Here is an 11,999-nt window from a genome sequence, read left to right on the forward strand (position 1 = left end):
CACTTTATGCAAACAAAAGGTCGTTCTCGCCATTTTATCTACACAGACTGGATATTAATCGAAACCCAGTTTGACCCTGAGCAATTGCAATCCAAAGAAACCGTCTTTACAATCGGCAATGGATACTTGGGAACAAGGGGCAGTTTTGAGGAAGGGCATCCTCATGCATTGCCAGCTACTTTCATCAACGGTGTCTATGACGATGTGCCAGTAGTGTACACTGAACTGGTAAATTGCCCAGACTGGCTACCCTTGGTAGTGATTGTGAATGGCGATCGCTTCCGTCTGGATCAAGGTGAGATATTGAGCTATAATCGCCAACTTGACCTCCGTCAAGGACTAGTGAACCGTGCCTTGCGTTGGCGTTCTCCGAGTGGGAACACCATAGATATCCATTTTGAACGCTTTGCTAGTCTTGCAGATCCGCACGTGTTGGCGCTACGCTGCAATATAACGCCAGTAGACTTTGATGGGTTAATTGAAGTTCAAGCTAGCATTAACGGCTATCCAGAAAATCAGGGTTTCAATCACTGGGAAGGACTGGATCAGGGCAAGACAAACCAAGGAATCTGGTTGCAACGCCGCACCCGCAACTCTCGAATTGAACTCGGTATGGCAGCTAAGGTAACAATATTAGGCATTGAAGCATCTTTGCAAATCAGTACCGCACCTGGTTATCCTACCTTGAGTACGAACTACCAGGCTAAAGCGCAACAGACCGTAACAGTAGAAAAAATCGTCACAGTTTTTACCTCGCGGGAGATTGAAGCACCAGTCCCAGCAGCTCAAGAAAAACTTGCACACCTGCCAGACTATGCAACATTACAAAAAGCTAATCTACAGGCATGGGATGAGGTTTGGCAGCAAAGTGATATTCTCATTGAAGGGGATAACACAGCTACTTTTGCAGTTCGCTACAATCTGTTTCAGCTGCTGATTGCTGGGCCACAGAATGATGATCGGGTGAGTATTCCTGCTAAAACCCTTTCGGGGTTTGGTTATCGCGGTCATATCTTTTGGGATACAGAAATTTTTATGCTGCCCCTATTTCTGTTTACCCAACCAGCGATCGCCCACAACTTACTCACTTACCGCTGGCACACCTTGCCAGGAGCGCAACGCAAGGCAGCCCATTACGGGTATAAAGGGGCAATGTATGCCTGGGAAAGTGCAGATACCGGAGATGAAGTGACACCACGTTGGGCACTCGAAAGTGATTTTTATCGTGAAGACGTGCGGATTTGGTGCCGTGATCGCGAAATTCATCTCAATGCAGATATCCCCTACGGCATCTGGAACTACTGGCAAGCCACTGGTGACGATGAGTGGATGCAAAAGTGCGGCGCAGAGGTGATCTTGGATGCGGCCATTTTTTGGGGTAGCCGCATGGAATTTAATCCTGAGCAGGAAAAGTATGAAATTCGGGGAGTGATCGGAGCGGATGAATACCATGAATTGGTTCACAACAACGCCTTTACAAACCGGATGGCGCAATGGCATTTAGAGAAAGCGATCGCAGTTTATGATTGGTTGGTTGACAAATTCCGCGAACGAGCTACCGAACTAGAACAGAAACTAAAACTCACCCCAGAAGAACGAGGGCACTGGCAAGATATCATCGCCAAAATATTGTTTTTCTATGACCCATCAACAGAGCTAATTGAGCAGATCGAGGGATTTTTCCAATTGGAAGATATCAATTTAGCAGAATATGAACCACGCGATCGCTCCATGCAAACCATCTTGGGTATTGAGAAAATTAATAAATTTCAAGTACTCAAGCAGCCGGATGTATTGATGCTGCTTTATTTAATGCGGGTATCAGCAGATTTTCCCTACAACAAAAAAGCATTGCAGATAAACTGGGACTACTACGCACCCCGTACAGACATTACCTATGGTTCGTCCCTTGGCCCAGCAGTTCACGCCATCTTAGCTTCCGATTTGGGCAAATCAACGCAAGCTTACGAACATTTTATGCACGCGTCAATGGTGGATCTTGAAGATAACCGAGGTAACACCAAAGATGGAATTCATGGCGCTACTGCTGGTGGTGTTTGGCAAGCTGTAATTTTTGGATTCGGTGGCATCCAACTAACCGAAAACGGCCCCGTAGCTAATCCCCACCTGCCCCCTGGCTGGACACGCCTGAAGTTTAAACTGCACTGGCGCGGGAAATGGCACGAGTTCGATCTCCGTCCGGGACAAGTTGCCCAGGATATAACTAATCAACTAAAATCTCTCCAAGTTTCCCCTTCTGCAAATCCCCCAAATCTCCGCTCAGAAGCTTCTGAACAGCAGGCTGCTTCCCCTGCTTCCCCTGCCTCATCCCCCCCAGTTCCTAATCCTCAATCCCAGAGCGAAGCAACCGATAACCTGAACATCCAAGGATTCATCTTCGACTTAGATGGTGTGCTAACAGATACAGCAGAACTTCACTATCTAGCTTGGCAAAAGCTAGCAGATGAAGAGGGTATACCGTTTAATCGGGAGGCTAACGAAGCGTTGCGGGGTGTATCCCGTCGTGCTTCCCTGATGCTGATTCTTAAGGATAGACCGTATTCGGAAGCACAAATCGAGGAGATGATGGAGCGCAAGAATCGCTATTATGTGGAATTGATGCAAAAGATGACGCCCCAGGATTTGTTGCCAGGTGCGATCGCCTTCTTAGATGAACTGCGGCAAGCTGGGATTAAAATCGGTATTGGTTCAGGTAGTAAAAATGCCCGCACAGTGATCGAGCGACTGGGCATTGCTAATAAAATAGATGCGATCGCTGATGGTTATAGTGTACAGGAACCCAAGCCAGCACCCAACCTGTTTCTGTATGCAGCCAAGCAACTAGGACTCGAACCAGAGCAATCTGTAGTTGTAGAAGATGCCGCAGCAGGCGTTGAAGCGGCTCTAGCCGCTGGTATGTGGGCAGTAGGACTCGGCCCCGCTCAACGAGTTGGAGCCGCTCATGTTGTTTTGCCCAGCCTAGCAGGGGTCAAATGGGCAGATTTAAGAGCCAAATTAAGCAACATTGCCAGACAAAAGCATTTAGGAACTTCCAAATAAAATTTGTTGAAAGTCCCTAAACAAGTCAACAAAGAGGCAAAAAAGTGGAGTTAAGTAGTAGTGCAAAATTAAATATACATTTGTCATTGCCAAAGCAAAGCGAAATGTTCGCCCTATAGCCTTTCTCAAGACAGGAGACGCTCTTGCGTTCGGCCATCCTACGGCAGGCGTTCTTGCAGGGTAGCAATTCACTTGCGGTTTGGGATTGCTTTGCTACATTTCATTTCGCTGGCAATGACATAAATAATTTTGCGTTACCACTTATGATCTGCGTCCTTTGAGTATCAAAAAACTCGTTAACGGAGTTCTAAGCCTGATTAATGAGTATTAAAGACTAGTTAAACTCTTAAATTCAAAAAGACACTATAATAATCAATCACTTTTATTTATCGAATTAAAAGCAAAAAATAGTTGCTTCTATTCTTGAAGGTCTTTAAAGTAGAGTTAGCCCGTCAACAATAAGTTAATTGTAAAGTTTTTCTTAACAGTAGGTTAGGGAAACGAACTCAAGGACTTTGTATCTTTAAAATATGACTTTAAAATATTACGCCTGTGGTAATCTCTAACAAATCAGAATACGCACTTCTAGCCCTGTTAGAGTTAGCAACCTGCTACCCTAACGGTGAAGCCCTACAAATTCGAGAGATAGCGGCATTGCAAGACATACCGAACCGCTATTTGGAACAACTTCTGGCAACATTAAGGCGTGGAGGTTTAATTAAGAGTATACGCGGAGCTAAAGGTGGCTATGTTCTGGCACGAGAACCTGGTAAGATTACAGTGTTCGATGCTTTTAGCTGCATGGAAGGGTCAGATATTGTTGTCTCTGATTGTGAGCCGACTCCCAACACGGTAGAAGGTGAGCTAATTCAGGAAGTCTGGCAGGAAGCACGTCAGGCTGCTAACTCCGTTTTGGAAAAATATACACTCCAAGACCTTTGTGAGCGAAGATCAATCCGCAAGCAGAAGGAACTCATGTATTACATTTAGGAAGGATGAAGTGGGAGAATTTTTATCCTTAATATCAAAGTAATAACGAGATAACCCGTGAGGCTGTTATATGCCTGAAGTCAATTCTCAACAGCCGATAAATAGTGCCGCTACTCTTGTGGAGAGTTATGCAGCCGGAAAACGAGATTTTAATAAAGCAGAACTGAGTAATGCTGATTTGCAAGGCATTAACTTGAAAGGATCTGATCTCAGTTATGCTGACTTGAGTGAAGCTAACCTGAGTGGCGCTAATTTGAGGGGAACTGACCTGAGCTTTGCCGATCTAAGTCAAGCTAATCTCAAGGATACTGATCTTAGGGGAACATTGTTAATGTCAGCGAATCTGTGCCAAGCTGACCTCAAAGGAGCGAACCTGGAAAAAGCAGACTATGATCGCAGCACCCATTTTCCTCAAGATTTCGACCCAGTGAAAGCGGGTATGCAGATTAAATTTGAAAATTGATTAATTTAAGTTGAATGATCATACTTGCCTCAAGATAGAAGATTTTTCTTCTAAAAGATGTTGTATTTTGGTAAGAAAGCCTATCTATGAGGTTGACAATGGAGGCAAAAAGTGAAACCTTCTACCGACGCGCACCGCTAATTAGTGCTGGAATTTGTCTTGGTGTGGGTCTTGGAGGATTTCTTGATGGAATTTTACTGCATCAGCTCCTCCAGTGGCATCATATGCTCAGTAGCATTCGACCTCTGACAAACACGGCGAATATAGATTTGAACATGGTATGGGATGGGTTATTTCATGCCTTGGATTGGGTATTCACCGTGGTAGGACTTGTGTTGCTATGGCGTGCAGGAGGGCGTGATGATGTTCCTTGGTCATCACAAACCTTTATTGGGTCAATAGTGATTGGAACTGGGTTATTTGACTTTGTTGAAGGTTTAATTGACCACCAAATTCTCGGTATCCATCATGTCAAACCAGGCCCAAATCAGTTAGTTTGGGATCTAGGATTTCTTGCATTCGGTGCGCTACTTATTGTTATCGGCTCGATAGTGATAAAAAAAGAGTCAGTAGTCAATAGTCAATAGGCATGGGGCATTGGGCATGGGGCATTGGGCACTTGTACTGAGCTTGTCCTGAGCGTAGTCGAAGGGAGTCGAAGTATTGGTCAATAATCAATAGTTCTTCTTCCCCTGCCTCCCCTGCCTCCCCTGCCTCCCCTGCTCTCCATTCCCCACTCCCCACTCCCCCTTATGCCTACAGATACTTTTGAAAAAACTAGCTGGAGTTGGCAGTTGTCTCAATTTCAACACCAAGTGGGAGAATGGTGCGAATACCAGTTTTACCGCTTTCAACAGGCAATGCCCGAATTGCCTACTGGATGGTCGATTAGCCCTTGGCTTGGTGAGTTGTTGAAATTCCTCTTTTGGCTGGTAATAGGCTTATTTATAGCTTGGGTGAGTTGGCGATTATGGCGAGAATTCAGTCCTTATGTATATTCTTGGCTGAGTAGAGGTAGTAACTTAACTGATTTTCGCGTAAAAAATCGCTTTAGTGAGTCATCCATAGCCCTTTTGTTGGAGCGATCGCAAGAATTTTACCGTCAGGGTAACTACCGTGAAGCTTGCCGTTGTATCTATTTAGCGATGTTGCAGCAGTTGGATCAAAACGCCATCGCACCCCACAAACTCAGCCGTACAGATGGAGAATATCTGCAATTGCTGCGATCGTCTGTGACTCCCATACAGCCTTATGAAACTTTAATTACCACTCACGAGCAATTATGTTTTGGTAATGCCGAAATTTTGCCAGACAATTATGAACAGTGTCGGCAAGCTTATCGGGAAATTTCCCCAGAATGAAGAGGGACGCAGGGACGTAAAGATTAAACTCGTTCCCATGCTCTGCATGGGAATGCCTATTTAGAGGCTCTGCCGCCAAAGATTAGAGGCATAGCCTCCCTAAACCCATTCCTTAGCAGAGCCAAGGAACGAGAGGTTGATATTTTATTTTGTGGCGATCGCGATCGCCTTTTCTACAGCTTCCAAGGCAGTGTTTACTTCCGCCTCTGTGACAATCAGCGGTGGCACAAATCGGACTACTTTTGGCCCGGCTGGTACGAGCAATACGCCCTGGTTGATGGCAGCATTGACGACATCGGCTGCGGTTAGCTCAATGTTGGCTCGCAACTCCAAACCGTTAATTAAACCCCATCCCCGAACTTCCCCAATCTGCCGAGGATATTTTGCTGCGATCGCCCTCAATCCAGATCGCAATTGTTCACCCCTGTCTTGCACATTCTGCAAAATATTTTCCCGCTCTAATGTCTGGCAAACACTGAGTGCTACACCACACACAAAAGGATTTCCGCCAAAAGTACTGGCGTGTTCCCCTGGTTGAAAAACATCGCAGAATTTCTTACTCATCATTGCGCCGATGGGGATACCGCCACCTAAGCCTTTGGCACTGGTGAAGATATCCGGTTCAACGCCGAGATGTTCATAACTCCATAATTGACCGCTGCGCCCCATACCAACTTGCACTTCATCAAAAATCAATAAAATGCCAGTTTCGTCGCAAATCTGCCGGAGCTTTTTGAAATAGGCAATATCTCCTGGACGCACACCGCCTTCTCCCTGCAATGGCTCAATCAGAATTGCTGCTACCCGATAATCACCTTCATCTAACTCGCTAATTGCCACTTCTACAGCGTTAATATCGTTGTAATTTACGTAGTGGAAACCAGGAACCAAAGGATCAAAATATTTTTGATACTTCGGTTGTGCAGTGGCAGTAATCGTCGCCAAAGTCCGCCCGTGGAAACTGGCATTGGCGGTTAAAATAATCGGTTTTTCAATGTCTAATACTGTATGGGCATATTTCCGCGCCAGTTTAATTGCGGCTTCGTTAGCCTCAGCTCCAGAGTTGCAGAAAAATACGCGATCGGCACAGGAATGATCAACGATCCATTTTGCCAATTCACCTTGCTCAGGAATGTAGTACAAATTAGAGACATGGTGCAGCTTCTGGATTTGGCGTGTCACCGCTTCTACCATAGCTGGGTGGGCGTGTCCCAAAGTACAAGTGGCAATTCCAGCCACAAAGTCCAGATATTCTCGCCCCTGTGTATCCCAAACCCGGCATCCAGCACCCCGTTCTAGGGCTAAAGGAAACCGGGCGTAGGTAGACATGACAGCTTCATTAAAGCTATCTGCACTAAAGGGACTGGATGCTGACCCTGAATCTGGGGGGATGGTGGCTTGGTCAACGAGAGTTTGTAGGCTCACTACCGCTCCTCCTGAAAGTTTTTCATTATATAGTTATTTACTAGTTTCCTAGAAATCCCTAAAAATTACTTTTTATTTAGTACAACTTGTACTTCACTCTAAAGTATTGGGTGAACAGTGGACTTTTACTAGTTCTCTAAATAGTAATTTTGCTCCTTTGGCTGCCACGCGATTCCTGACCAGCTTTACTGGGCGACCGGCTGCTTTTTCAGTATCTATTTGACTACCCAAAATTTTACCAATATCATTTTTTAGGCGCGCGCGCTGCGGCTCAATTCTGGTGAACACCCACTGCCAGAGAGATTTCCGACATAAGTCAGACCCGCCTACCACTTTGCTTTTACGGCTATCGCCGGATGCTTCAAGTGAGGGAGCAGCGCCCAAAGCTTTCTGAAATCTTCTCAGTGAAAGGTGACGTTTAGTCGGTTTTTTAGAGTTTCGCCCCTGGCGGATTTTTACTTCTGGTTTACCGTCAGCATCCAAGAATCCCTCAATGGGGTAAATCTGGGAAATTAGAACCGCACACAGGCGATCGCCAAATCCAAACTTTTTGAAGACTGTGCGGTAATGGTCAAACCGAGAATCAGCAAGCAATTCTCGCAACTCTACCTCGATGGCGTGTTCCTCGCGTTGCAGGTCACAGATGCGTTTTGCATGTTCGCGAACGGTGTCAGTGATGCCCAAGCCCACAGTTTGAGAGTACAAGCGGTCGTAACGGGTGCTTTTGCGAACTCCTGCAAGCCACCCCCACAGTAACGGCGCAACACCTGCTGCACCCCGCCGTGACTTTACCAGCGCCACCTCTGGAAACTGCCAGGCTAAATCTTGCCGCGCACGATTGATTATAGGTGACTGTACCCGGTTGAGATGAGCAAGTCTCAGCACCAGTTCCCGAATTTTAACAATACTGCGATCGCGAATTTGCACAAATCGCCGCGGCTCTTTATGGTAGTCGAAGTAGTAGCACGCCAGCGCTAGGGCATCTGCATCATCATCTTTATCAGGTAATGCCAGGTGGTTAGCTCGATAATTTCTCAGTTCTTTATGACCAACTAACCGAACTTCTACCCCGGCGCGGGCCAAGTGAGTGCCCCAAAGCTTACTGTAGTTATTGCCAGTTGGCTCTAGTAGGGCAATGTCCGCATTGAGCGCGAGTAAACCTTGAATTCCTTTTGCATCAGCACTCAATTGAAAAAACGGACACTCGTAGTAAAATTGACGTGGATCTGAGGGTTTTTCAGTAAGCAGGCAAGCCGAAACAGAGGACTTGCTGACATCAAGTCCCAAAATTCTAATCATTCAGTTCCTCCTGGGTGGTTGTGTTTATGTCCCTGATGCCATGCCTATGAATCACCCGAAGGCCCAATCAGCCTAATTCACTCTCAAGGCAAAATTAGAAGCGGCAACTTCTGATGGCACAGGGTTGTTAACAGCACAGTTACGGCAGCCGAGCTTATGAAGTACAGAAAGCCATAAAAGCTTGTTTCCTTTTAAAAGCCCTAAGCTACTGTGTGCATGTACTGTACGTCTGAGTTGGATTCCAGACCGCGACGGTGGCAACGATAACACCGTTTCGGCTACTGTGTTGGGTAGCCCACGCCGTAGCGCGATCGCAATTGCGACTCATCAGGCGGTTATAAATCCTTAATAGTGTTAACTATTTCCTGAATTTGTTGACTAGATAATTGCCTGTATTGCTCACTAGCTGTTACATTTACATATTTTTTCCATTCTTCTATTTCTTCCCCCGTAATTTTGGCAAGAATTTGTATAGCTACTCCCATCGCTAAAGTGTTTAGTACAAATACATCCTTGGGTAAAATAACAGACTTCTCATTTGATTGCTTACTCATAATTCATCATCCTCGTTTTCCCAATCATCATCCTCGTTTTCCCAATCATCAAAATCATCATTACTGGTTGGCTCATCAAGCATTGCTGCAAAAACTGCTTGATCGGTTGTTGTCACACAGCAGAAGTGGTCACATTTAAGAGGCAATCCTTGACGAATGTAATCAACAGCCATTTGCACATCAGTGCATTCTGGTTGCCACATTTGATAAAGTCTTTCTGCTAGTACAAGTATTTGCTGATTGCTTAAAAAATCTGCATCAACTACATAGCAGGCTGGACTTGTCTTATCTCTAGGAATTATCGGAACAATTGACTTTATTGGAACTTTCCCATCAGTAAAGATTTGATTAAAAGGTGTGTTGGATTTTAACGATGCCCAAGTTTCCATTTGCTTGTACAAGCGATATTTTTTGACATTTCTATTCCCCTGACCTCATATATCGGTCAAGTTCACCGCTAATCACTTGGTCGATGCTGGCGATAACTATTTGTGGTTGAGATTCCTGCCGTCGGAGTGAGGCAGTAATACCACGCCGATTCAGCGCTCGTTGTACCTCTGGACTAGCTAAGGCTATTTCGGCATCTGCATAATCTTGGGGAATAACAGGAAACACAATCTCTTGAATTTCCCCAGACGCGCTCCTGATAACTTGCAACATAGCTTTTTTGGCTTGCTCCACAGGTGCTTCAGGAAAATAAAATTCAACGCTGACCCCTTTTTGAATAAGCAAACGCTTTATGTCTGGCGCTCTTAAAGCTTGCTGGAATACAACTAAATTGGCTTCATCAGCAACCGGAATTCGAGCTATTGAACCTGCTTGAGTCGCTCGAATTTCCTCCTTGATAATTTCCTTCCCTCGGTCAATAGCTCCCATAACAGTTGTGTGAGATTTTTATCTTGTTCACGTTTGAAAGTGTTTGAGTCAATGTTGCGATCGCGTTCCTCCCTTTACGCGACCGCTACATAAATTTTGAGTTATCCAAGAATTTCCTGGGGCTGTTTGTCAAACATCACCTCAAAGCTCCCACCTCCTCGGCGCAAAAGGCTTGCGTAGGCATCGGCATCGCTACGGGTGCGAAGCCGAGCAACGCACTTGTTGTTACCATCGGGGAGATGTTCAAAAATTACCCAGGGTCTAAGTTCGTTGCGGTAATCCATAATTTTCAGTTGTAAATGTGTGTAAAAAACACCAGCACGAGTTTTGCCAGCCCGCGCTGGTGTGTTCCTTATAATTCTCTGAGAGTAAACAAATACGCAGTTATCCCATAGGCGCTTCTCCTGGCGTGACGACAAAATTTTGACCCCAGCGGACTTGACCGATAATCGCTTCCATAATTCCTGCTTGGTCAGCGATGGTCAGCTGTTCTGTGATCTGCTTTGCGTAAGCAAAAATTTCAGCGCGACAATCACCCTCTAGTTGACAGCCGATGTGTGATGCTAGAGCGGTGAGAATAACCAGCTTTTCTCACTTAGTCATTTTCTCGAATGCTGCACCATATTTATCTTGCAATGTTGCAAGAAGTGTATCCTCACCTGGGGTATAACTTGTGTAATGGCCTAGCGACTTTGACATTGGTATAATCTCCTTGATTAAAAATCTGCTCGTAGAGATGGCGATCGCTATCCGCTGGGACGGTAGGCTATCGCCTTTTCAATAGTTATGCTGCTACGCTGCTGACGACTCCTCCTCAACCTTTTCGCCAATGACGATAGTTAGGGTGTGGCTTTCCAACTGGAAACGAATGATCGCAAATTCTCGATCGTTAACATCTTTGATAACTACCTCCGTATCAGGAGTGTAATATTTGAAGTCTTCAAGCAATTCTTGGACTGTGGTTGTCATGTGGTTTCCTGGGTTGGCAAGTGTGCAGATATAACAATGGGTTTTTAGTTATCCATTACCTCCGAGTCAAACTCAAGCTCTAAATAACGGCGTACATCTGTGCTGTTGCGGTTGGGATAATCTGCACTTTCACTCACGAGCGACAGGGCGCTGATAGTCGCCTCAACTTTGTGCAGGAATTCAGCAAAGGCTTTTACGTCTTTGGGGCCTCCTTCTATACGAACTTTGATTCTGCCCATAGGGTTTGACTGTTAACTGTTGACTTAACACGATCTGATTTTTAGGGTGTTTCCGCGCAAGGACAAGGCGCGGGTGATTTGCTCCGGCGAACACGCAAAGGATTAGGCGTGGGGGAGAGAATATATTGTCTAATAATTCTTGTTCGTACAAGAATAAAAATAGTATACTGTACGAACGTTATTTGTTGTCAAGTGTTCGTACAGATAAAAACGTTCGTACAGTAATATAGGAAAATCAGATGGAAATTACTAACGATGGCAAAGCCAAAGAAGATAGAAAACGAAATAAGGGCGACAGTTCGGATCAGCGAAACAGACTGGGAAGCATTCGCGGCTCAAGCTCAGTCGATGGGACTGAACCGCTCGGAATTACTACGACTGATAGCCCAAGGGAAAATACCTCTGGGACAACTATCGTCTGGAACGGAGAAAGTGCTGCTGGTAAAATCTTAGAGCGCCTTGAACTCCTTGAAAAAGCATTTCATACTTATGTGGGCGGTCATCAGCATCGTCTTGAGGCGCGGCTAGGAGAGAGTAAGGAGTTTGAGGCTTCTTTCACAGAGGAAGTTCAAATACTAAAACAAGAAATATATAATCTCGCTGTCAATCCCGAAGAATCTGAATAAAACCGTCCTGCCGACTGTGGCTAGGGCGGTTTTGTTTTTGCGTAGCGCGACTTAAACAAAAATTAAGCCCAAATAAAGCCCAAACTAGCTTTGTAAGCAGCAAACACGTCACGGTTGAGAGTCAACCAATCAAAAAA

The 11,999-nt window shown here is 45.3% G+C and carries 14 protein-coding genes; 6 read left to right on the forward strand and 8 right to left on the reverse strand.

Annotation, left to right across the window (positions count from 1 at the left end):
- Positions 1-6 precede the first annotated feature (6 nt).
- The 5 genes from pgmB to V7K40_RS07380 all read left to right on the forward strand — a co-directional run bounded on the left by pgmB (position 7) and on the right by V7K40_RS07380 (position 5,874).
- Positions 7-3,060: a beta-phosphoglucomutase gene (gene pgmB, locus V7K40_RS07360; RefSeq protein WP_334958128.1), complete on the forward strand. Its 3,054-nt coding sequence runs from the start codon at positions 7-9 to the stop codon at positions 3,058-3,060.
- 552 nt (positions 3,061-3,612) lie between these two features.
- Entirely contained in the window at positions 3,613-4,050 is a 438-nt protein-coding gene (locus V7K40_RS07365; protein ID WP_334958130.1) for an Rrf2 family transcriptional regulator, read from the forward strand.
- A gap of 70 nt (positions 4,051-4,120) precedes the next feature.
- Entirely contained in the window at positions 4,121-4,513 is a 393-nt protein-coding gene (locus V7K40_RS07370; RefSeq protein WP_334958132.1) for a pentapeptide repeat-containing protein, read from the forward strand.
- A 98-nt stretch (positions 4,514-4,611) separates the two neighbouring features.
- Entirely contained in the window at positions 4,612-5,100 is a 489-nt protein-coding gene (locus V7K40_RS07375; protein WP_273762221.1) for a DUF2243 domain-containing protein, read from the forward strand.
- Between the two features lie 165 nt (positions 5,101-5,265).
- Positions 5,266-5,874, forward strand: coding sequence for a DUF4129 domain-containing protein (locus V7K40_RS07380; protein ID WP_334958134.1), 609 nt, complete (start codon positions 5,266-5,268; stop codon positions 5,872-5,874).
- 144 nt (positions 5,875-6,018) lie between these two features.
- Here the strand turns inward: V7K40_RS07380 and V7K40_RS07385 are convergent, their stop codons facing one another.
- The 8 genes from V7K40_RS07385 to V7K40_RS07420 form a co-directional block, all read right to left on the reverse strand.
- On the reverse strand, positions 6,019-7,299 hold the full coding sequence (locus V7K40_RS07385; RefSeq protein WP_334958136.1) for an aspartate aminotransferase family protein: 1,281 nt from the start codon (positions 7,297-7,299) through the stop codon (positions 6,019-6,021).
- Between the two features lie 93 nt (positions 7,300-7,392).
- On the reverse strand, positions 7,393-8,598 hold the full coding sequence (locus V7K40_RS07390) for an IS110 family transposase (RefSeq protein WP_334958138.1): 1,206 nt from the start codon (positions 8,596-8,598) through the stop codon (positions 7,393-7,395).
- A gap of 335 nt (positions 8,599-8,933) precedes the next feature.
- Entirely contained in the window at positions 8,934-9,152 is a 219-nt protein-coding gene (locus V7K40_RS07395) for a hypothetical protein (protein ID WP_334958140.1), read from the reverse strand.
- Entirely contained in the window at positions 9,149-9,541 is a 393-nt protein-coding gene (locus V7K40_RS07400; protein WP_334958142.1) for a hypothetical protein, read from the reverse strand. Before V7K40_RS07400 ends, V7K40_RS07395 begins: the two co-directional genes overlap by 4 nt.
- Positions 9,542-9,572: 31 nt before the next feature.
- Positions 9,573-10,028, reverse strand: coding sequence for a hypothetical protein (locus tag V7K40_RS07405; RefSeq protein ID WP_334958144.1), 456 nt, complete (start codon positions 10,026-10,028; stop codon positions 9,573-9,575).
- A gap of 101 nt (positions 10,029-10,129) precedes the next feature.
- Complete coding sequence (locus V7K40_RS07410) at positions 10,130-10,312, reverse strand: hypothetical protein (protein WP_334958146.1); 183 nt, start codon at positions 10,310-10,312, stop codon at positions 10,130-10,132.
- Positions 10,313-10,820: 508 nt separating this feature from the next.
- On the reverse strand, positions 10,821-10,997 hold the full coding sequence (locus V7K40_RS07415) for a hypothetical protein (protein WP_334958148.1): 177 nt from the start codon (positions 10,995-10,997) through the stop codon (positions 10,821-10,823).
- A 44-nt stretch (positions 10,998-11,041) separates the two neighbouring features.
- On the reverse strand, positions 11,042-11,236 hold the full coding sequence (locus tag V7K40_RS07420) for a hypothetical protein (protein WP_334958150.1): 195 nt from the start codon (positions 11,234-11,236) through the stop codon (positions 11,042-11,044).
- A 239-nt stretch (positions 11,237-11,475) separates the two neighbouring features.
- On the opposite strand from V7K40_RS07420, the gene V7K40_RS07425 reads away from it, so the two are divergent.
- Positions 11,476-11,862, forward strand: a complete 387-nt coding sequence (locus V7K40_RS07425; protein ID WP_334958152.1) for a hypothetical protein — start codon at positions 11,476-11,478, stop codon at positions 11,860-11,862.
- Positions 11,863-11,999 lie beyond the last annotated feature (137 nt).

It is taken from the genome of Nostoc sp. (genome assembly GCF_036917195.1).
Classification (GTDB): domain Bacteria; phylum Cyanobacteriota; class Cyanobacteriia; order Cyanobacteriales; family Nostocaceae; genus Nostoc.